The following is a 20745-nucleotide window of genomic DNA, read 5'->3' on the forward strand; positions in this document are numbered from 1 at the left end:
AGAATAAAATAAAGAAAAACAGGTCATCCAATTGTTACCTCTGCAAACGTGCTTATTGTGTCTGCATCAGTCCATTCCTGTCCTGGGTCGAGGTCGTGAACTGATGGGTCATCTGGTAATGTTTCTACGGCTGAGTCACCGGCGTTTGCTCCGGTTATCCATGCCACTATGCCGATCTTTGCCGGCTTTCCTCCGAGGGCATCCCATGGGATTGCGACTTCTAATGTCTGCAGACCGTTTGTACTTCCTGTCCATGCTGCAAATCCGATATCTTGAAGGTTATAGTACTGCCATCCAGTACCGTTCCAGAGCACAAGCTGCATGGTTTCAATTCTGTCGGTTCCTTTCTCTCCAAAGAACTCCCCGAACCACCAGAAGTAAAGTTCTGCATCAACACCTCTTGTGAAGCTTATTTTTCTTCCCCATCCATCGGTATCCCCTGTATAGCCCCCATCTTTATAGTCTAAGGCAAATCCATAGGCAATTCTCCATGAAGCTTTGTTTTCAGTTGTTAATGCGATGTAAAGGAAGTTATCATCGTAGTCGACATACAGTGCTTTGAGATTTGCCCCCTGCTGTCCAAAGCCTGTCGTATCTTCATAAACCAATGTTTCTGGACTCCAGTCATCTAAGTTGCCGTCAATCTTCTTTGTAAGCTTATTGGCTAAGAGTTCGCCCTGCACTGCACTGAGGAACTTTTCAACTTCTCTCTGAATTCTTAGGAGTCTTGAATATGCTGCAAATATTTTCAAGCTTCCTCTGAGCTCCATGTTTCTTATTCCTATCATCTCCTTCCCTTCATTGAACATGGAAAGGCTTTCATTAAGCTGCATCTGGAATTTTGTCAAGTTTTCCTGGTATTTGGCTGGGAGTTTTGCTCTGGTAATGTTTTGGAGTAGCTCTTGGACTATCGGGTACTTCTTCTCATAAAGCCTCGGCCATACATACTTGCCAAGATTTATCATGTCGCTCTGGGTCTTTACTGCTTTTCCTATTTCAAGTTCCAATGTGGCAATGTTATTTTCCTCATTGACCTCTTGAATAACATTTTCAGGGTCAACAACTGCTTTAAATACGTGGGTTCCCCATGAACCGGGATATTCGTAGGTGTACACCAAGCTAACTGAGCTTTCTGCGGAAACATTTACAATCCACGAGCTGAGAAGTTCGTCGTTGTCGTAGAGCTCAACTTTAACGTTCTTGGCATCAACTTTGCCCAAGTTTTGGACTTCAACCGTTAGATTAGCTGGCTGCCAGGGCTCTATGTCCAGAACATTTGAACTCAATTTTACAGTTAATTCGGGTTTTGGGATTGGAATTTCGATTACAGCAAAGTTCGATAGGTAGTCTTGGTCTGTCCAGTCATTCCCATCAACGTCTGGATCCAGTGGAACTGTATCAACTGCAGAATCGCCACCAAAGCTACCTGCAACCCATGCTATTATGGCAAGTTCAGACGTTCTTCCCCCTATAGCACTCCATGGAATTGCCATCTCAAGGATCTGCAATCCATTTCCGCAGGTGGCAGCATATGTAACGACGCTTCCAACGTCCTGATACTCCCATCCGTTTCCTGTCCAGGTTATGAAGTTTCCGCCACCAATTTTATCATTTCCAGCATCGTACCAGAAGTAGATCTCGTAATCTACCCCTCTTGAGAACCCTATTTTTCTTCCCCAAGCGTCAGTGTCTCCTGTATAACCACCATCTTTGACATCAAGTCCGAATCCGTAAACGATTCCCCAGCTTGCAGTGTTGTTTGTTGTTAGTGCTATGTAGAGGTATTGGTCATCGTATGAAACATACAATTTGTCCAGGTCTGCACCATCTGGACCATCTAATGTGCTGACTCCAACAATCTCGTAGTTTTTCCAATCACTTAAGTTGCCGTCGATGGTCTTTGGGGCTATCTGGATTTCTGCAAGATTTGTGAAGTAATCTGTGTCACCCCATTCATCTCCGTTGAACCAGCTGGCATAAGGTTCATCAAGACTTTCCATCGCTGGATCCCATGGCACAGAGCTGACTGCTGAGGAGTCCCCTCCACCTGCAATCCAAGCTATTAGTGCGAGCTTTTCTGGTTTTCCACCGAGCGCTGTCCAAGGAATCTTAACCTCCAACGTCTGGAGACCGGTTGATGTATCCCCGGTGTATGCAAAACCTGCTCCAACGTCTGCCAATGCTTTATAGTCCCATCCTCCGCCAGTCCATGTAATGAAGTTGTCTGCTGTGATGCCGCTACCACCGCTATACCAGAAGTAAATCTCGTAATCAATTGCATATCCGTTTCCAAAGCCAATGCGTCTTCCCCAAGCATCCATGTCTCCAGTGTATCCATTTCCGGTTCCCGGATCAACGTCAATTCCAATTCCATAAGCCAAGTCCCAGCTTTGGGAATTCCTTGTGGTTATCATAATGTACAGATACTCATCATCCCAAGCAACATATAGGTTATTCAGATTTGCACCTGCGAGCCCATTGTCGTTGGCTGTAGCTATGTAATCAAGTGTTCCCCAGTCGCCTAAGCTTCCATCAAGAACTTTTGTTCCATAAAGTCCGCTCACTGCCGGCACTAAGCCCAGCACAATAAGTACAACAATAACAAAACTCGGGCCTTTTTTCATACTGAGTCACCCCGGGTGATAATTGTTCACCCTTGTTGATATATGAGCATGATAATGTTTATATACCTTTTTGAATATCACCGTTAGTGATAATTATGATGGAGGTGTTGCAATGATAAATTTCATCTTTGGCATTCATAATCATCAGCCCCTTGGGAACTTTGGGTGGGTTTTTGAAGATGCTTACAACAAATCATACAGACCATTTATGGAGATCCTTGAAGAGTTCCCCTCAATGAAAGTTGCCGTTCATTTCAGCGGTCCCCTCCTTGAATGGATAAACGAAAACCATCCGGAGTATATTGAGCTTTTGAGAAAGCTTGTAAAAAGGGGACAGCTCGAAATAGTTGTTGCAGGATTTTATGAGCCAGTGTTAGCGGCGATACCAAAGGAAGACAGGATTGAGCAGATAAAACTCCTTAAGGAGTTTGCTAAGAAGCTGGGTTACGACGCAAAGGGTGTATGGCTTACTGAAAGGGTATGGCAGCCTGAGCTTGTTAAGACTCTCAGGGAGAGCGGAATTGAGTATGTCATAGTTGATGACTACCACTTCATGAGTGCCGGACTTAGCAAAGAAGATCTTTACTGGCCATACTATACCGAAGATGGAGGAGAGGTTATCGTTGTATTCCCAATTGACGAAAAGCTAAGGTACCTGATTCCCTTCCGACCTGTTGAGAGAACAATTGAGTATTTGGAAAGCTTAGCTGACAGCGATCCTTCAAAGGTCGCTGTTTTCCATGATGATGGTGAAAAGTTTGGGGTCTGGCCTGGAACTTATGAATGGGTTTACAAAAAAGGCTGGCTTAGGAGGTTCTTTGATGCCGTCACAAGCAACGAGAAGATAAACCTTATGCTTTATTCCGAGTATCTTTCGAAGTTTACCCCAAGGGGTGTCGTCTATCTGCCGATAGCATCATACTTTGAAATGAGCGAGTGGTCTCTTCCGGCAAGTCAGGCAAAGCTTTTTGTTGAGTTTGTTGAAAAATTGAAAAGGAGAGGGGAATTTGAAAAGTACAGGGTATTCGTTAGGGGTGGCATTTGGAAGAACTTCTTCTATAAGTACCCGGAGAGCAATTTCATGCACAAAAGGATGCTCTATGTTAGCAAACTTGTCAGAAATATTCCAGAGGCAAGGAGGTACATACTTAAAGCCCAGTGCAACGATGCTTACTGGCATGGTGTCTTTGGCGGTGTTTACCTGCCTCACCTGAGGAGAGCAGTTTGGGAGAACATCATAAGAGCACAGAGCTATGTCTCCACTGGAAACAGGGTTTTTGACGTGGATTTTGATGGAAGAGATGAGATCATTCTTGAAAATGGAAGGTTTATAGCAACGATTAAGCCTCATTATGGAGGGTCAATCTTTGAGCTAAGCTCAAAGAGAAAAGCTGTTAACTACAACGATGTTTTAGCAAGAAGATGGGAGCACTACCACGACGTCTCTGGAACAACTCCAGGGGAAGAAAGCGAAGAGGGCGTTGCAAGCATTCATGAGCTTGGTAAGAAAATCCCTGGGGAAATTAAGCGTGAGCTGGCTTATGACTGGCACCTTAGGGCTATTTTGCAAGATCACTTCATATCAACTACGGAGACTCTTGATACTTACCGCTTAGTTAAATATCATGAGCTTGGAGACTTCGTTAATCAGCCGTATGAATTTGAGCTTAATGGAAATCGTGTAAAGCTTTGGCGCAATGGGGGAATCTATGCCGAGAAAAAGGTTCCGGCAAGAGTTGAGAAAGTAATTGAGCTTACAAATGACGGCTTCCTGGCAAAATACAGTGTTTCACTTGGCGAGCCTTATGAAACCCTCTTTGGAGTTGAACTTAACTTAGCCGTTCACAGCGTCATGGAGAATCCGGAGGAGTTTGAAGCCGATAGAATACTCGTGAACGACACTTATGGCATTGGTAAAGTTGAGATAATCTTAGACAGAAAAGTTAAGGTATGGAAATTCCCAATTAAAACCCTCTCACAGTCGGAGAGCGGCTGGGACTTTATTCAGCAGGGTGTAAGTTATACCCTGCTATTCCCAACAGAGAAGGAGCTTGAATTTGAAATCAAATTTAGGGAGCTCTGATTTTTAAAATTTTTAAATTTAAAAAGAAAACGGCCAATGGTTGTCTTTATGTGCTGGATATCTGAGGCTTTATTCTAAAGTCTATTGGCTTTTCAAGACGCCAGACTTTGCAGAAGGAGCACTTCTCACCTAAAGCTGGCATTCCACATACTTTGCACTCTTTAAATTCTACTTCTTCAATTTCCTGCTCAAAGAGGTGTCTTTTCCTTAGGTAACCTTTCACGAAGTTTATCTTTGTCCCCGGTCTTTTTTCTTCCATATCGTTCAGGATCTCTTTATAGCTCAGAGTGGTTGCTCCCCTTGCATGCGGACATTCTTCAACCATGTAGTCTATACCAACCGCTAAGGCGTACGCAACAACTTCCCTTTCTGTGACTTCGTAAAGTGGCTTAACTTTTTTCACGAATTTACCTTCTCCGGGCAATAAAGGCCCTTGCTTGGCCAAATACTGGGTATTCCAGTTCATTATATTGCCAAAAATGAACGACGCTTCATCATCTAAGTTGTGTCCCGTAACGATAACGTCAAATCCATTGTCATAAGCAAATTTGTTAAAGATGTACCTCTTAGTTATTCCACAGTAAGAGCATGTGGGGCGGGAGGTTTTAAGCTCACCAATCCCGGCTCCCAAGAGCTCTCTAACTCTAACTATATGAAGCTTGGCGTTTATCATCTCACACTGCTTTTTAGCATATTCCTCACTTTTAGCTGAGTACTCCCCAATTCCAAGGTTTATATAAAGGCATTCAATATTGTAGCCGAGTTTTTTGAGCACGTAAGAGACAACGGCTGAGTCTTTACCTCCGCTCACAACCACAAGAATTCTCTCGTCTCTTTTTAGAAGCTTGTATTTCTCAATAGTCCTCTTAACTTTTCTCTCAAAATACTCTATGAAGTGCTCTCTGCAGAGGTACATTTTTGGATAGTGGAGCTTGATGAATGCCTTTTTCTCACAGAATTTGCACTTCATGTTCTCACCTAAGGAAAGGAGAAGAAGGAGATTTAAAAAACTTGCCTATCTTAATGATCATCCCTCTAAGCTTTCAATTCTTTTCTTCCAGTTGCCTGGTTTTTTGAAATCTTTTTCTGTATAATTTCCCTCTTTTTTCAGAATTCCCCTCGCCGCTAAGAGCCCTGTTGCGGCAGCGTTTACTATATCTCTGGAAAGCCCAGCACCATCACCGGCGGCGAATATGTTTTCTATGCTCGTTTCTAAGTCTTCATTTACTTCAGCTCTCATTGCATAGTATTTAATTTCAGGAGCATAGAGCAGAGTATGATCACTTGCAACTCCTGGGATTACTTTATCTAACTTTTCGAGACCTTCTATTATATTCGTAACAACCCTATGGGGCAGTGCCATGGCTATATCTCCCGGGGTAACATGTTTTAATGTCGGTTCAACGTTGCTCTTCCTTATCCTTGCCCATGTACTCCTCCTTCCTCTCCTTAAATCACCTAAACGCTGCAGAATTGGCTTTCCTCCACCGATCGTTGTTGCCAACTGAGCGATGCTCTTCCCATAAGCTGTTGTGTCTTCAACGGGCTCTGTAAGCTCTATTCTGCTCAAAAAGGCGAAATTTGTGTTGTTGCTTTTTCTGTCCCTCATTGAATGTCCATTTACACCAACATAACTATCATATCTTTCCTCCACAACAAATCCATACGGATTTGTGCAGAATGTCCTAACGAAGTCGTCGTATGTATCTGTGTAGATGTGGAACTTAGGGTCGTGGTTTATGCTCGTTATGGGCTCCATCACTATGGCGGGAACTTCAACCCTAACCCCCACATCTATTGGGCCGTGTCTGGCTTTTAGTCCAATTTTCTGAGCAACTTCATGGAACCAGTCGGCTCCACCCCTTCCGGGAGCTACAATTATGTATCTGGCTTTAATCGTGAAGAGTCTATTCCTTCTCCTCGCTACGACTTCACTTTGCCTAAATTCTTCAACTTTTGTCCAGAGAATGAACTTTACTCCCTTGCTTTCAAGATATTCTTTGATTGATTTTATCACTTCCTTTGTATGGTCAGAACCAATGTGTCTCTGGATTATTGGGATGAATTTTACCCCTGCCTGAGCGGCTCTCCTCTCCCATTCTCGAATTTGCTCCTCATTTCCTTTGTAAAGCCTTCTTGGTGCCCCATGTCTCAGAAATATTTGATCAACTTCCCAAACGAGCTGCCAAGAATAGTTTTCGTCGTGTGTAAGTTCAGTTAAATCGCCACCGATATCTGGTCTTAGATTTATTGTTCCATCGCTTAAGCCTCCAGCGCCTCCAACACCGCTCATTATGTGACATGGTTTGCACCCAACACAGTAGCCGACTTCATACATTGGACATACTCTCTGATCAATGTCTCCACCTTCATCTATCACAGCTATTTTAAAATCGCTTTTCTCTGCAAGCTCATAAGCGGCAAAAAGACCTGCTGGACCTGCTCCTATAATGACAACGTCAAATTTTTCTTCAAAAGAAACCATATATCCCTTACCAAGGTTTGCAGTGTGCATACTTATAAAATTTGTGATTACAGAGAAAGATTTAAACACATTTTTGTCCAATATACTATGGTGGCATGGGTGGAACGTGCTGAAAAGCTGAAGAGGAAGAAGATGCATATTGTTGTGGGAAAAAGAAAGCACCTCCAAATGCAGAGAAAGGAGGAGCTGAGCCATAATATAAGGTACATATCCAAGGTTCCTGTTAAACTTGTCATGGATACGGATTTCTTAAAGGTTCATCCAGAGGATCCACTTACAACCTTAATAGAAAACCTCAAAGGAGAGGAAACCTCTGCAGTTGTTGTTGATGAAAAAAACAGGCTTTTGGGATTTATTACAATGAAGGACCTGCTTCATTTCTTCAGTCCACCTCGGAGATATTCGATTGTTGGTCTTGGGCTCTTGAAAAGATACACGCTGAACAGGGCATCAAGGGTTGAGGACATAATGGTTACGAAGCCGATAACAATTCACATCGATGATAATTTGGGTCATGCAATAAAGTTGATGATTGAAACTGGTAAGCATCATCTTCCTGTTGTTGATGGTGAAAAACATGTTCATGGCATCTTAGAGGTGAAGGACATAATAAGGCTTATCAGGATTGTATCCGTTTAGAGGCGATAAAGTTGGATGTATTCCTCGAACTTGCAACTATATTAATAGCTGCAAAGATATTTGGGTATCTGGCAACCAAGATAAAGATGCCTGCAGCATTGGGTCAGCTTGTTGGGGGAATAATTATTGGTCCATCTATCCTTCGTTTTGTGAGCTATTCTGAGGAGGTACACTTGATAAGTGAACTCGGTATTGTTCTGCTTCTCTTTCTGGCCGGTCTTGAAACGGATGTCGAGGAATTTAAGCGTGTTGGCGTTCCGGCTTTTCTTGTTGCCGTTGGCGGTGTTGCTGTACCCCTCATCCTTGGTTATGCCTCTGCGCTGTTCTTTGGATATTCAAAGGTTCAGGCTCTTTTTCTTGGAGGTGTTTTAACTGCCACAAGTGTTGGATTAACGGCGAGCATTTTAATGGAAATGAAGAAGCTCAGGGGGAAGGAAGGAACCACGATTTTAGCTGCTGCTGTTGTCGATGACGTTTTGGGCATCATTGTTCTCACAATTTTGGTTGCATTAAACACAAAGGGGCATGTCTATATTGAGGATTTGCTCATTCTCCTTGGGGAAGTAGCATTTTTCTTTGCTGTTAGTATTCTCCTCGGAACTCCAGCTATAAAAGAGGCCTTAAAGCTTTCATCAAAAATTGAACTGCCAGAGACAGTTACAGCCTTTGCTCTTTCCATAACGTTGATATTTGCATATATAGCTGAAAAGTTTCAAATAGCCGGCATTACTGGTGCTTATTTGGCAGGTTTAATAATAGCTCAAACTGATGAAGCGAGGAGAATAACTACCAAGATAATGACAATAGCATACTCCCTATTTGTTCCAGTATTTTTGGTTAGCATCGGTATAAAAAGCGACATAGGAACACTCCTCCATGCAGGAACTTTCGCCCTTATCTACGCCCTTGTGGGTGTTTTTGGTAAGATAGTGGGATGTGGAGCTGGGGCATTGCTTGCAAAGTTCAAACCTAAAGAAGCCCTTCGCGTTGGTGTTGGCATGATACCAAGGATGGAAGTTGCCCTGATCATGGCCAACGTCGCTTTGACAGAGGGGGTTTTTGACCAAGGTATTTTCTCGATCCCCGTGACTATGGTGATTATAACCACGCTAATAACGCCACCTCTGCTTAAGCTGGCATTTGCGAGGGAGTGAGATGGAAACTTTATTGATGATAGCGATGATGCTCGCAACGGCAAAGCTCCTTGGCTGGATATTTGAAAAGTTCGGTCAGCCTGTTGTGCTCGGTCAGATTCTTGGAGGATTAATAATTGGAATCTTTGCTGAAAGCAATGAAATAATCCGTGAATTTGCGAATCTCGGTGTGCTCCTCCTTTTGTTCTTAGCGGGACTTGAGAGTGATCTGGGTGAATTTAAGAGAGTTGGAAAGCCAAGCATGTTTGTTGCGGGAGTGGGGGTTGCTGTTGCATTTGCATTTGGATTTCTTGTTTCCCTGCCTTTTGTCGAGCTCCATGAAGCCCTTTTATACGGTGCAATAATGACTCCAACCAGCGTTAGCATAACTGTTAGAGTACTAATGGAGCTCAGAAGGTTAAGAACAAAAGAGGGAACCACGATTTTGGCTGCTGCTGTTGTTGATGATGTTTTGGGCATATTGATTCTAACCATCGTGCTCTCTCTATTGAGAGAAGGTAGCGTCCATTATGATGCCATCATTGAGATCCTCATTGAGGTTGCTGGATTTCTTGCAGTTTTCTTATATTTGGGTCCTGTGCTGGCGGAAAAAGCCTTTAGAAAGATTTCCCGCATAGATTTGCCAGAGTCCACAACGACTTTTGCAGTAATTTTTCTGATACTCTTTGCTTACTTAGCCGAGCACTTGAACTTGGCTTCCATCCTTGGAGCATACATGGTTGGTCTTACGATTGGGCAAACAAATTACAGAAAACAAGTGGAAAATCCAGTTAACACCTTGGGATATTCACTGTTCATCCCTCTCTTCTTCGTGGAGGTTGGTATGAGAATTGAGCTGACCTATATACTTCATGCTGGATTATTCGCCGTAATCTATGCCTCTGCAGCTATTCTCAGTAAGATACTTGGGTGTGGTTTTGGTGCCTATTTAGGTGGCTTTGACCTGAAGGCATCTTTAAGAATAGGAGTTGGCATGATTCCAAGGCTGGGTGTTGAGCTGGCTATGCTGGCGATAGCAATGGCGAGCGGCGTAGTTGGTGCTGACGCATTAACAGTGGCAATCTTCATGGTGTTTGTGACGACCATAATAACTCCTCCATTATTGAAGTGGGTTTACAGCAGAGGATGAAGCAAACTTTAGAAATCAGAAGTGTTTAAGACGATTGAAGAACATGGAAGTTTGTTTATCTTTCTGAGGTTCGCTGATATAGTGTGGATTTAAGTAAGTATATTGTTTTTAAAGTGGGTTTCTTGTCTTTTTTGCGTCCAAAGGACGCTTTTGGAGTGAAACACTGAAGAACTGCCAATTAATTAGAAATCCACACTAAGAAACAGCACTTGGAAGAGATAAACAAACTTTGATCAAACTTTGCGAAGGCAAAGTTTGTTATGGTGCGGTGGCCGGGATTTGAACCCGGGTCGCCGGCTTGGGAGGCCGGCGTCCTAGACCAGGCTAGACTACCACCGCCCAACAATAAATAGAGAAAGGAGTATTTAAAAGCTTTACTTCAGTCTCTCCAAAATAATTGCCGGGCACACCTTAGTGACTCCATCTATCTTTCCAATCTTGTTTGAGATTATATCTGCTAAATCTTCTCCGTCTTTTGCCCATATTTCTGCCATTATCATGTGATCCCCGCTTGTTAGATAAAGCTCCTTAACAAACTCAAATTCTTTAAGCTTGTGTGCAACTTCAAATATTTTCTCGGGTTTTGTATCTACACCAGTTATGCTCACAAGGTTATAGCCGAGTTTGGCAGGGTTAACCTTGACAGTGTAACCCTTAATGATTCCTGCCTCCTCCAATGCCCTAACCCTTTTCCTCACAGCAGTCTCGCTAATTCCAAGGACTTTGGCTATTTCTGTAAAAGGCGTCCTTGCATCTTTGGTGAGCATGTCTATTATAACCCTATCCCTTTCATCTATCAATTCTTCTCACCTCACATTAATTTAGCAAATCTAATATATTAACTTTTTGAACTTTTTGGTTTCAATATCAAACATTTAATTTTAATTTTGTTACTACCTCAACGTGTGGGGTGTGAGGGAACATGTCGAGCCCAATTATCTCTTCAACTTTGTAGATACTCTTAAGCTCCTCCAAGTTTTTAGCAAGGGTTTTGGGATTGCACGAAACATAGACAATTATTTCTGGTGCGTCTTTAAGCATTTTTCGAATGAGCTTTGGATGAAGCCCGGCCCTTGGTGGATCGACCACAATGGTATCATATTTTCCGAGATTTCCTACGCTTTTGTCTTCTCCAACATAAAATTTAGCATCAACATTGTTTATTTCAGCATTCTTCCTTGCCATCTCAACAGCAAAAGGATTAATTTCAATTCCTTCAACTTCAAAGCCTTTTTTGGCGAGATAAATTCCAAATGTTCCGACCCCAGAATAGAGATCAAGGACTTTTTTGCCTTCTGCAAACTCAGCTACTTTTTTCACAAGGTTGACTGCCTGATAAGAATTTGTCTGGAAAAAGCTGTTTGGATGAATCAAGTAGACAACATCATCAAGCCTTTCTTTTATGAACTCTCTGTTCCAGAACTTCCTTGGCTCTCCATAGGAGACATCACTTTTTGAGCTGTTAACGCTCCAGTATATCGAGTCTGCAAAACTAAAGTATTCTTGAACTTCATCCGGGAGGCTTCCTTCGTATGTAACTAAATTGATCATGAGTTCTCCGGTGAACTTGCCTTCTCTCATCACAATGTATCTCATGAAACCTTCGCTCTTCCTTAAATTCCATGGTTGCAGTTTGAAATCTTCTATAAATTCCCTGAGCGATTTGAGAGCTCTTCCACTCTTTTCACCAAAAACTATGCACTTTTCTATGTCTACAACATCCCACCAAGTGCCTCTTCTCCTAAACCCTATACCTTCTGTGGATATTACAACATCAATCCTATTCCTGTGTCCATAAATTTTTGGAGAGGGGATGACATCAACAGCATATCCGAGGAGATTTTCCAGTTTTTCTGCCTTAAATTTTATCTGCTCACTGTACGGCAGATGCTGGAGCACGCACCCTCCGCACTTTCCAAAGTACGGGCATTTTGGTTCAGTCCTAATTGGAGAAGGCATTATTATTTCGTATTCATGTGCAACAAGCTTTTTCTTTTCTCTATGCCATTTTTTAATCTCAACAACATCCCCAACAGCTGCAAAAGGAACATAAACCTTCTTTTTCCCCGCTTTTATGATCCCAAACCCCTCTTCGCTCAGCTTTTTAATCTCTCCTCTCATGAATCTTGGATCCGCTGTGCACTTATAAATCTTTTTTGAAAGATTGGCAAATTTTGTCCAGCAATGTTTATTAGAATGGAATGCATAAATATTAGTGGTGCCTTTGGTATGCGCAGGAGGGAGTATATATACAAGCTTTTAGTTGTAAAGAAAAGAGCTGTAACTTTACAAAAATTAAGTGAAGAGCTGGAAACTCCCATGCCTAAACTTCTCCAGACCCTTAAGAGTTTAGAATCCGATGGACTTGTTGAGGTTTTCTACGGAAAGGAAAAGGCTGCAATCATGGTTAAGGCTAAAACTTTGGATGACTACATTTAATGCTATCTGGATGTATTTCTTTTTACTTTCAGTTTCACTATTTTTTGTTTTACTAAATTGCACTTATTTTTTGAGAATTTTTTCTGAATTTCGAACATTATCTTTATAAAGTTCAACCTCATAGTAACATTCAGAAAGGTAAGTTGTCTATGGAAGTGGAAAATACATGACAGTGGTTGTTATCACAGGTAGGGGAGGAGCTGGCAAAACAACGCTTACCTCTAATCTTGGAGTGTATTTTGCGAGAAACAAGTACAAAACTTTGGTAATTGATGGTGATCTATACCTTCCAAAGTTGGGTTTTCATTTCAGCATCGATTCTCCAAGATACAGCATCCATAACCTTCTTAGAGATCCAACTCTTAAAATGGAGAATGCCCTTTACAGACATAAAAAAACGGGGGTTTACATCATCCCGGGTAGCGCAAAACTCCGAGATATAATAGATGTACCGGCATTTAGATTAAAGAGTATTCTCCATGAAATCATGGACGAGTTCAGTGTTATATTTGTTGATTCTCCAACAGGAATACCTTTTGACACCCTCCATATCTTTGAGCTTGCCGATTATCAGATAATTGTTATTGAGCTTGAACGTTCGCCAATTTATTCAGCGGAGGTTATGATACAGAATGAAGTTGTTAAGCTCAAAAGCTTGGGGGATGCATTTGGATTAAATGTTGCTGTGGTTCTTAATAAGGTTAGGGAGTCTTCAAAAAATATTGAGGCTGTTATAGATTTTCTTGAAGACGAAATAGATGTCCCGGTAATAGGGGTGATACCATTTGACCATAGCGTTCCTCATTCGGTGAACATGGGCGTTCCCATACTTGAATACAAACCAAGGAGTCGTGTCTCACGAAGACTTAGGGAGTGTGGGGAAATTTTAGAGGATTGGATGTTTGGAAAGGCAAAGGTGGAGAGAATTATAGATGAAATAATAGCTGAAAAACTATTAAACCCCTAAGTCCTGTATTTTTCTTTGTATTCAAACAGCTCCCTGACTTTTATAAGCGGAATCAGGGTGTAGCCCTCTTTTTCAATGTTTTCTTTGGCTCCCTCCTCTCTGTCAACAACAACCATGATTCCCACAACTTTTGCTCCTTCTTTTTCAAGAATTTTTGCAGCTCTTAAAACACTTCCACCCGTTGTTGTTACATCTTCAACTAAAAGCACTTTATCCCCAGCTTTTACATCTCCTTCAATTTGCTTTCCAGTCCCGTGCTCTTTCTTCTTCTTTCTCACGATTAAAAGCGGATTTTCAGTCTCTAAAGATAGGGCTGTTGCAATTGGAACAGCTCCAAGCTCAGGACCGGCAACTTTGTCAAACTCAATTTTTCTCTTTTCAGCTTCGCTTTTCATGAGTTTTGCAATCAGTTTTAGGGCTTTAGGATTAGTTATGAGTTTCTTAACGTCAATGTAGTAGTTGCTCTCTTTTCCCGAGGTCAAAATAAAATGCCCGAACTTTATACATTTTTCTCTAAATATCATACCGATTAGCTCATCCTTCATTTTTATCACCAGAATGCTAAATTTAAAAAATTTTTGAAAATAAATAAACAGAAAAACGTTTAAAAACTTAGCGCTTTCCCGCTTTCATCCTCTCCTGTAACTCATACAGCTGTGCAATTCTTTCTAAGGTATCAGCATCTTCTGGGCTTTTGTCTTCCCTTAATGCCACGTATCTTGGGAATCTTAATGCAAAGCCGCTCTCGTATTTTGGACTCTTCTGGATCTCTTGGTATGTAACTTCAATTACTACTTTTGGTTCTATCTCTACAAATTTCCCTTTCTCTTTCTTTATGAGAGGCTTAAGCATCTTTGTAAACTCAACTAAGTCTTCATCTGTAAATCCGCTCCCAACTTTTCCAACTGGGACAAAAGTTCCAGTTCCAGGGTCATAAGCACCAAGCAGGAAAGAGCTTAGAACATGCGCCCTCCTCCCTTCTCCCCATTCTGCTCCAATGATTACCAAATCGAGGTTCTCCATTGTGGGCTTGATCTTGAGCCACTTTTTACCCCTGTTACCTGGCTCGTAAACCGAATCGAGCCTTTTAGCCATCAGCCCTTCATGCCCCATGTCGAGGGCTTTGTGGTAAAATTCCTCAGCTTCTTCCGGACTTTTTGTTATCAAGTTCTCTGCAACTTTAATCCACTGATTGACTTCAACTATGCTCTCCAATTTCTTGCGGCGCTCTATAAAAGGAGTATCAATTAAGTTCTCTCCATCAACGTAAAGAACATCGAATAAATTAAGCTCCAAAGGTATTTTCTCAATCATCTCTTGGATATTGTACTTTCTCCTAAACCTCCTCAAAACATATTGGAACGGTCTTGGCCTCCCCCCTTCTCCAACTGCTACAAGTTCTCCTTCAACTATGGCTTTTTCTGGCTTTATGCTCTTCTTTATCCTCTCAACAACCTCTGGAATGGACTTCGTAACGTTCTCCAGTCTTCTGGAATAGATTATCACTTTATCTCCATCTTTATGGACTTGAACTCTTGCACCGTCGTATTTAATTTCGAACTCTGCTTCGCCCCCCATTTCGACTAAAGCTTCTCTGACATTAGCGGCCATTTGGGCAAGCATTGGTTTTATAGGCTTTCCGATCTGGATTGTGACCTTTGACAGTCCTTCGTTTCCCTCAAGCTTGGCTATTTTTGTAACGAAACCAAAATCACTTGTTAGCATGTAAGCCCTCTCAACAAGCTCCGGTTTTACTCTGAATGCCTCAGCTATTGCATCTCTCAAAAGTCCCTCAGCAACTCCTGTTCTCATTGTTCCGAGAATTGTTCTTGCCAGATATTTCCCTTCAATTGGTTCGGCATCCATGAAAAGGTTTGCAAGATATTTAAGCTTCCTGTCTTGACTCCCTTCTCCAGTGGTTTCTGCAACTTTCACGAGAGTTTTGTAAACCCTTTTTATTGTCAAAGGCTGTCCAAAAAAGCTCCTTTGTTTTCTTTTTTGAAGGGCTAATGCGACACTCTCTCCCAGATCACCAGTGTCTTTCACCGAGTTCTCTATCCACTCCGCATTAATACCCGTTGCCATTGCAACCGCTTTGATAAGCAATTTTTCACCGACTCCCAATTCCCTTTCATCCCAATCTGGGAAGACCTTTCCCAGAATGAGGTAGGGCACAATTTCCAAAAGCTCCTCATCTTCAACCTTCTTGAGAAAATCAGCGACAAACCTTGTTTTTAATGTCTTGAGTGTTGTTTTTTCCAGTCTCCTATATAGCTCGGCCAACTCTTTGTACAGCATAACTCACCACCATAAAAAATAGGGAGTTAACGGATAAAAGCTTACCCTATCCATCTCCCGACCTTTGGTCTTTCATTGTAAATTCCGCAGATGTGGTAGCTGTCTATGCCTAAGTCTCTAAGTCTTTCCTGAACTTTAGGCAGTTCTTCTTCCCTCAAAAGAGCAAAGAGGCTTTTTCCAAGCATAATCATAGAAGAGGGCAGTTTTATTAGCTTATCAATTTCCTTTGCAATCTCTAACAGCTCCCCATTCAGAAGTCCTGTATTTTCGGCGAAGTCTCTTGCAAGATGCATGAGATTTTCGGGAGTTGGATTTTTAAGGAGCCTTCTTAGGGCTTTCTGTCCTTCTTTTTCTATTGTCCTTATAATGTCGCTGTCAAGGACTTCTTTTGTGGATAATCTCCCCAAGGGTATTGCAAGAACTTTGTATTCTTCGGAAAATATATTATCAACAATACCAATCCCAGGAGCCCCAGCTTTTATCCTAATCTCGATTCCTCCATGAATCTGTGCAATAACATCCCCCAAACCGCCTTTGTTAAGGACTTCATGCTTGTGCGCTATTTGTGCCGCTTGAAGGAACGTTTTGTTCTTAAAATAGTATCCTAAAGCCAAAGCTGTTCCCAAAGCCCCACCGGCACTGTTGCCGAAGCCATATCCATTTGGGAAGTCGAAGTACTGCCAGATTTCTACTTCCCCCTTAAATTCTTGGGGGGTCACTTCTTCAGCCACGGAGTAGCTGATAATTGCATCTTTCCTTTTTACGGGCTCCCCGTTGAATGCAATGTGAACATGCTTTTCCAATACACTTTCAACTTCAACACTCACAAAAACATTGGTGCCCTTTGTCAGGTTAATTCCAGCCCCAAGAGATCCTGCTAAAAGAGGATTTTCGTTAAATTTAGGCACAAAGAATGCCGTTATATGCGCTGGGATAAAGGCTCTGATCAGCATTATTTCACCTCACTTTATAGCTGAACACGAGAAATTCTCCATCATTCTGATGAGCTATTGTAAAGATCTCTATTGGCAGTTCGCTCTCTTCTATGATGTTTCCTACAGTTTTTGATCCGTTGTCAGCCTTGATAATCAAATTCAGCGTTTTTGGAGGTATGTTGTATTTCTCCCAGTGAGGATTGCCCTCGTTTTTAGCTTCTGCCATTATTCTCAATCTCGGTTTTATTGAGGCTTTGGGGATATCTTGGGAAAATGAAATCAAGCTGTGATCCGTTAAATACTGGAATACTTGACTGGCATTTTCTTTGACTTTATCCGGAATGGGGTATTCTTTGGCATGTTTATTGAAAATGTTCTGGAACATTGTTGAAATTAGATCCTTTTCAGGAATCGTTTCAAAAAATGCACCATCAACAATGGAGACTTTAACTTTGTTTTCATCTTTTTTGTGGGTTCTTATTAGGTAGAAGCATTTTCGTTTGTATGTTTTCCATTCCGGATAACTTGAATTTTTATCAAATATCTCTGCGATTTTTATAACTATCTTACCTTTTGAGCCGTTTAGCCTCTCTATTTCTTTCAATGTTTTATATTCTGTTGGGATGGTGGAGTTAAAGGAAGCAATGCTGCCCCCTTTGCTGTCTTTTAGCTCTAATATCTCCCCTCCTATAAGCCTACTATTCTCAAATATGGATTTAAACATAAAGTCTGGAAATGCTTGCGAGTCAGTGTAAAGATTTTTGATTTTTAAGTTCTTTTTTAATGTCTCTTCGGAATATATTTGCTTTAAATTCTGCCAGATGTCAAAACCAAGTTTTTTTGCAGTTTTTCTTCCATCAACATATGCTAAATTTGAAATAGATGATTTAAGAACAATTTTCTCTAATTCGTCATGTAAGCTGATTCTCTTCGATTCCAGTAGCTCTACCATCTTTAAGAATGTGTTTACTATGTTTGGATAGCTCAACATCAAGAAGGGTCTTTTGTTTTGGGATTTTTAAAGGTTTTTCAGGCATTGGCCAGATTTTTTCCAAATTTTCAGTGAATCTGTAATATTCTCTGTATCTGCTTATATCGTCTGCCTTTCTAAGCTTTGAGAGTCTCTTCTTAATAACTTCTACATAATGAGGATCGATTTCAATTCCGACGTAGTGTCTTTTAAGCTGCTTTGCAACAACTAAGGTTGTTCCTGTTCCTGCAAATGGGTCCAGAACTAAATCTCCAGGCATTGTGGAAGATAAAATGATCCTTAAAAGCAATGCTACTGGGGATTGTTGTAGGTGAATTCTCTTTCCACTTTCATCTCTAAGGGGTTCATCGCCGGCAAAGTATCCGGATGTGAGTTCTCTTATGTCGTCCCAAACATCTGTGAGATATATACCATTTTCTCTTGGATACTTGTGCCATGGGGCAAGAGGATAGTCAACTCTCAGCTTGTTAAACACTCTTGGCTTTTTTCCTTTAGTGGCGAATGCTATTATCTGATATGCCTTATTGAAACGGTATCTCTGCGGTACTGCAGATGCCATCTTTTTCCATATTATCAGGTTTTGAAGAGTCCAGCCTGTTTCTCTGAGAATTCTTAACACCCATTCTGTGTTTTTCTCTCTCTGCATGAAGTAAATTGCTCCGCCTTTTTCAGTCACCTTATAAATTTCTCTTACAACTTCCTTCATCCAGCCCCAATATTCCTCTTCACTTAAATTATCATTGAAGAAGCGGTATTCTTTTCCCTGATTAAATGGTGGATCAAGAAAGCTTAAATGAACTCCTTTAAGTTTGGGTATCCATTCCAAGCAATCTCCCAGAATTATTTCATCAATAATCATTTGCTATCACCTGTGTCTGTGTCATCCAGTTCAAAAAACTCTTTGTCGTACTGCGGACTAAATCCGGGATATGTTTCTTGAACAACCTTGATTGCATATTTTAGGCATTCTTCTTTGTTCTTAAATTTTGGCTTTTTCCCCAAGCTGTTAAGCCTGGCATTCCAGTAGATCATTCTCAGCATATTTTGAGCTTCATCTCCTCTTGGTATGTGCTTCAACTCTTCCTTCACTATCCTTCTTATCTCCTTAAGTTTTTGTACTCCGTTCATGGTAGATAGATAGGTAGATAGATATATAAACCTTTTGGAATATGGGAAAGGTCGTAGGAGACGTAGTTCCCAGTAATAAACAGGGGAGAAAAGTGAAAGGAAGGAAAAAAACCTGTCTCCTATCACTCCTCAACAACATATATTGGCACTTTTCCGTGTGGAATGCCGTACTTCTTGCCGTACCATTCGCTGAGGAGCCAGTGTGCCGCAACAAGGAGGATAAGTCCTATTGGTAGAAGCACTGCCCATGTTCTTACTCCAATAGCGAAGAGCAGGTAAAGTACAATTCCAACGCTGGCCGCTGTTACTGCATATGGGATTTGGGTTGTTACGTGGTCAATGTGGTCGCTTCCGGAGAACATCGAGCTCATGATTGTCGTATCGCTGATTGGTGAACAGTGGTCACCGAAGATACCTCCAGCGAAGACTGCACCAATTGATGCGAAAAGCACTGGTCCTGCTTGACCACTTAGGTGGTAAGCAAGGGGAATAGCTATTGGCATCATTATCGAGAAGGTTCCCCATGATGTTCCAGTTGTGAATGAAATGAACATTGCAATGAGGAATATTACCAAAGGCACTATTCCGGGTGAAAGCACTCCTGAGGCGATACTGACTACATAATCAGCCGTTCCAACGGCATCAGTTGCGCTTTTAATGCTCCAGGCTAAGAGCAGTATCGTGTTCGCAATGATCATCTGCTTCATACCCTGAACTATTGCGGTCTCTGCTTCTTCAATTGTCATTATCTTGAACCCGAGCACCAAGAAGAATGCCACAACAACCATTGCAAAGCTTCCCCAGAGAAGGGCTAAAGCTGGATCAGAGTTTGAGAGCACCCCCATTAGACCATCTGAGGCATATGTTTCACTGCCTCCCCCAGTGATCCACATTCCATAAAGCGTTACAAAGACGAGTGTTAGTATTGGCCATATGAATGTGTGAACATTTCCGCCTTCTTTTGGCATTCCGAGGTCGATCTCAGTTGTCATCAATGGCTTTGCACCATCACGGATAACTTTTCCAGTGGTTCTTGCCCTGTATTCAGCGTGAAGCATTGCTCCATAATGCCTGTGGGTGTAGGCAACAAGGAACACCAGGATAATTGCGAAGATTGAGTAAAATCTGTACGGAACACTTGAAAGCCATGCGGCGTAAGGTCCTAAGCTCACCCCTAAATCCTTGAATGAGTCTCCAATCAGACCAACCTCATAGCCAATCCATGTTGAAACCAAAGCCAAACCAGCCACTGGGGCAGCGGTTGAGTCATCTATATATGCCAGCATTTCCCTTGAGACCCTTGTTCTGTCTGTAATAGGCCTCATGGTGTTACCAACGATAATTGTGTTTGTGTAGTCATCAAAGAAAACCAGAACTCCCAAAAGCCATCCCATTAGTGATGCTGCCCTGCTTGTTTTTACCGTTCTTGTTAATGCCCTTGCAATTGCCATCGCACCGCCGGATTTGTATATCAAACCAACCCCAGCACCAATCAGGAAATCGAAGAGAAGAATTTTTGCGTTCCAGTCATCGATGGCATTTCCAACTATCCAGTCTAAAGTCTGGGTGGTTCCTGTTATTGGGTTCCATCCTGAGACCATCACTCCACCAATCCAAACACCTGCAAACAACGCTAATATAACCCTTTTTGTCCATATAGCCAGTATAATAGCTACGAGAGGTGGCAGCAGAGACAAAACCCCGAAGTCTGCCATCAATCAACACCTCCAATCTTAAATTTGCAGACATTCGTTATTCGGCATGTATATAAAGTTTTCGGAAAAATTTTTGTCATTCTGTTTATTTTCGAAATTTTATCGGGGTTTATTGGAACTTCTCAAATGACCCTTTCTGAACTTTTCTGGACGTTTGT

The 20745-nt window shown here is 41.8% G+C and carries 18 protein-coding genes and 1 tRNA gene; 6 read left to right on the forward strand and 13 right to left on the reverse strand.

Translation table 11 applies throughout. The features are described 5' to 3' along the window. Positions 1-23: 23 nt before the first annotated feature. Positions 24-2624: a CARDB domain-containing protein gene (locus TERMP_RS09610; RefSeq protein ID WP_013468214.1), complete on the reverse strand. Its 2601-nt coding sequence runs from the start codon at positions 2622-2624 to the stop codon at positions 24-26. A 112-nt stretch (positions 2625-2736) separates the two neighbouring features. Here TERMP_RS09610 and jtg point away from each other — a divergent pair, with 112 nt between their 5' ends. Next, positions 2737-4707, forward strand: a complete 1971-nt coding sequence (jtg, locus tag TERMP_RS09615) for a 4-alpha-glucanotransferase (protein WP_013468215.1) — start codon at positions 2737-2739, stop codon at positions 4705-4707. Between the two features lie 46 nt (positions 4708-4753). On the opposite strand, the gene ttuA is transcribed toward jtg, so the two are convergent. Both ttuA and TERMP_RS09625 read right to left on the reverse strand, forming a co-directional pair. Further along, a complete protein-coding gene (gene ttuA / locus TERMP_RS09620; RefSeq protein WP_013468216.1) occupies positions 4754-5677 on the reverse strand; it encodes a tRNA-5-methyluridine(54) 2-sulfurtransferase in 924 nt (307 codons plus the stop codon). A 57-nt stretch (positions 5678-5734) separates the two neighbouring features. Further along, entirely contained in the window at positions 5735-7222 is a 1488-nt protein-coding gene (locus TERMP_RS09625) for an NAD(P)/FAD-dependent oxidoreductase (protein WP_013468217.1), read from the reverse strand. A 57-nt stretch (positions 7223-7279) separates the two neighbouring features. Between TERMP_RS09625 and TERMP_RS09630 the strand changes: the two genes are divergently transcribed. Genes TERMP_RS09630 through TERMP_RS09640 form a run of 3 tightly spaced genes read left to right on the forward strand, consistent with a single transcriptional unit; the run spans position 7280 to position 10114 of the window. Further along, positions 7280-7831, forward strand: a complete 552-nt coding sequence (locus TERMP_RS09630) for a CBS domain-containing protein (RefSeq protein WP_193385900.1) — start codon at positions 7280-7282, stop codon at positions 7829-7831. An 11-nt stretch (positions 7832-7842) separates the two neighbouring features. Beyond that, entirely contained in the window at positions 7843-8985 is a 1143-nt protein-coding gene (locus TERMP_RS09635; RefSeq protein ID WP_013468219.1) for a cation:proton antiporter, read from the forward strand. Position 8986: 1 nt separating this feature from the next. Beyond that, on the forward strand, positions 8987-10114 hold the full coding sequence (locus TERMP_RS09640; RefSeq protein ID WP_013468220.1) for a cation:proton antiporter: 1128 nt from the start codon (positions 8987-8989) through the stop codon (positions 10112-10114). A gap of 261 nt (positions 10115-10375) precedes the next feature. Here the strand turns inward: TERMP_RS09640 and TERMP_RS09645 are convergent. The 3 genes from TERMP_RS09645 to rlmD form a co-directional block, all read right to left on the reverse strand. Continuing rightward, positions 10376-10453: transfer RNA gene (locus TERMP_RS09645), tRNA-Gly, on the reverse strand. Between the two features lie 35 nt (positions 10454-10488). Next, the gene (lrpA, locus tag TERMP_RS09650) at positions 10489-10914 is read right to left on the reverse strand and encodes an HTH-type transcriptional regulator LrpA (protein WP_013468221.1); all 426 of its coding nucleotides are present in this window, start codon (positions 10912-10914) and stop codon (positions 10489-10491) included. Between the two features lie 67 nt (positions 10915-10981). Continuing rightward, positions 10982-12235, reverse strand: coding sequence for a 23S rRNA (uracil(1939)-C(5))-methyltransferase RlmD (gene rlmD, locus TERMP_RS09655; RefSeq protein WP_013468222.1), 1254 nt, complete (start codon positions 12233-12235; stop codon positions 10982-10984). Between the two features lie 108 nt (positions 12236-12343). On the opposite strand from rlmD, the gene TERMP_RS09660 reads away from it, so the two are divergent. Then, positions 12344-12553 carry a helix-turn-helix domain-containing protein gene (locus TERMP_RS09660; protein WP_013468223.1) on the forward strand — a complete coding sequence of 70 codons (210 nt, stop codon included), beginning with the start codon at positions 12344-12346 and terminating at the stop codon, positions 12551-12553. A gap of 166 nt (positions 12554-12719) precedes the next feature. Next, the gene (locus TERMP_RS09665; protein WP_013468224.1) at positions 12720-13520 is read left to right on the forward strand and encodes a MinD/ParA family ATP-binding protein; all 801 of its coding nucleotides are present in this window, start codon (positions 12720-12722) and stop codon (positions 13518-13520) included. On the opposite strand, the gene pyrE is transcribed toward TERMP_RS09665, so the two are convergent. The 7 genes from pyrE to TERMP_RS09700 form a co-directional block, all read right to left on the reverse strand. After that, positions 13517-14065, reverse strand: coding sequence for an orotate phosphoribosyltransferase (gene pyrE, locus TERMP_RS09670; RefSeq protein ID WP_013468225.1), 549 nt, complete (start codon positions 14063-14065; stop codon positions 13517-13519). The two genes, TERMP_RS09665 and pyrE, sit on opposite strands and share 4 nt — an antisense overlap. A gap of 67 nt (positions 14066-14132) precedes the next feature. Next, a complete protein-coding gene (locus TERMP_RS09675) occupies positions 14133-15818 on the reverse strand; it encodes an ATP-dependent DNA ligase (RefSeq protein WP_013468226.1) in 1686 nt (561 codons plus the stop codon). A 41-nt stretch (positions 15819-15859) separates the two neighbouring features. Continuing rightward, on the reverse strand, positions 15860-16771 hold the full coding sequence (locus TERMP_RS09680) for a pantoate kinase (protein ID WP_013468227.1): 912 nt from the start codon (positions 16769-16771) through the stop codon (positions 15860-15862). Positions 16772-16775: 4 nt separating this feature from the next. Next, the gene (locus tag TERMP_RS09685) at positions 16776-17744 is read right to left on the reverse strand and encodes a hypothetical protein (protein ID WP_148221089.1); all 969 of its coding nucleotides are present in this window, start codon (positions 17742-17744) and stop codon (positions 16776-16778) included. Further along, the gene (locus tag TERMP_RS09690) at positions 17665-18603 is read right to left on the reverse strand and encodes a DNA-methyltransferase (RefSeq protein ID WP_013468229.1); all 939 of its coding nucleotides are present in this window, start codon (positions 18601-18603) and stop codon (positions 17665-17667) included. The genes TERMP_RS09685 and TERMP_RS09690 overlap by 80 nt, the downstream gene beginning before the upstream one ends. Continuing rightward, positions 18600-18872, reverse strand: a complete 273-nt coding sequence (locus tag TERMP_RS09695; protein ID WP_013468230.1) for a hypothetical protein — start codon at positions 18870-18872, stop codon at positions 18600-18602. Before TERMP_RS09695 ends, TERMP_RS09690 begins: the two co-directional genes overlap by 4 nt. 122 nt (positions 18873-18994) lie before the next feature. Beyond that, positions 18995-20587: a Na+/H+ antiporter NhaC family protein gene (locus TERMP_RS09700; protein WP_013468231.1), complete on the reverse strand. Its 1593-nt coding sequence runs from the start codon at positions 20585-20587 to the stop codon at positions 18995-18997. Positions 20588-20745: the final 158 nt, after the last annotated feature.

This window comes from Thermococcus barophilus MP, assembly GCF_000151105.2.
GTDB classification, from domain to species: domain Archaea; phylum Methanobacteriota_B; class Thermococci; order Thermococcales; family Thermococcaceae; genus Thermococcus_B; species Thermococcus_B barophilus.

Coding starts and splice junctions, on each gene's coding strand:
- TERMP_RS09660 (WP_013468223.1), top strand. CDS start 12,344: ATGCGCAGGAGGGAGTATATATACAAGCTTTTAGTTGTAAAGAAAAGA.
- TERMP_RS09680 (WP_013468227.1), bottom strand. CDS start 16,771: ATGCTGATCAGAGCCTTTATCCCAGCGCATATAACGGCATTCTTTGTG.
- TERMP_RS09695 (WP_013468230.1), bottom strand. CDS start 18,872: ATGAACGGAGTACAAAAACTTAAGGAGATAAGAAGGATAGTGAAGGAA.
- TERMP_RS09630 (WP_193385900.1), top strand. CDS start 7,280: ATGGTGGCATGGGTGGAACGTGCTGAAAAGCTGAAGAGGAAGAAGATG.
- TERMP_RS09700 (WP_013468231.1), bottom strand. CDS start 20,587: ATGGCAGACTTCGGGGTTTTGTCTCTGCTGCCACCTCTCGTAGCTATT.
- ttuA (WP_013468216.1), bottom strand. CDS start 5,677: ATGAAGTGCAAATTCTGTGAGAAAAAGGCATTCATCAAGCTCCACTAT.
- TERMP_RS09690 (WP_013468229.1), bottom strand. CDS start 18,603: ATGATTATTGATGAAATAATTCTGGGAGATTGCTTGGAATGGATACCC.
- rlmD (WP_013468222.1), bottom strand. CDS start 12,235: ATGAGAGGAGAGATTAAAAAGCTGAGCGAAGAGGGGTTTGGGATCATA.
- TERMP_RS09665 (WP_013468224.1), top strand. CDS start 12,720: ATGACAGTGGTTGTTATCACAGGTAGGGGAGGAGCTGGCAAAACAACG.
- TERMP_RS09625 (WP_013468217.1), bottom strand. CDS start 7,222: ATGCACACTGCAAACCTTGGTAAGGGATATATGGTTTCTTTTGAAGAA.
- pyrE (WP_013468225.1), bottom strand. CDS start 14,065: ATGAAGGATGAGCTAATCGGTATGATATTTAGAGAAAAATGTATAAAG.
- TERMP_RS09640 (WP_013468220.1), top strand. CDS start 8,987: ATGGAAACTTTATTGATGATAGCGATGATGCTCGCAACGGCAAAGCTC.
- jtg (WP_013468215.1), top strand. CDS start 2,737: ATGATAAATTTCATCTTTGGCATTCATAATCATCAGCCCCTTGGGAAC.
- TERMP_RS09675 (WP_013468226.1), bottom strand. CDS start 15,818: ATGCTGTACAAAGAGTTGGCCGAGCTATATAGGAGACTGGAAAAAACA.
- TERMP_RS09685 (WP_148221089.1), bottom strand. CDS start 17,744: ATGTTGAGCTATCCAAACATAGTAAACACATTCTTAAAGATGGTAGAG.
- TERMP_RS09610 (WP_013468214.1), bottom strand. CDS start 2,624: ATGAAAAAAGGCCCGAGTTTTGTTATTGTTGTACTTATTGTGCTGGGC.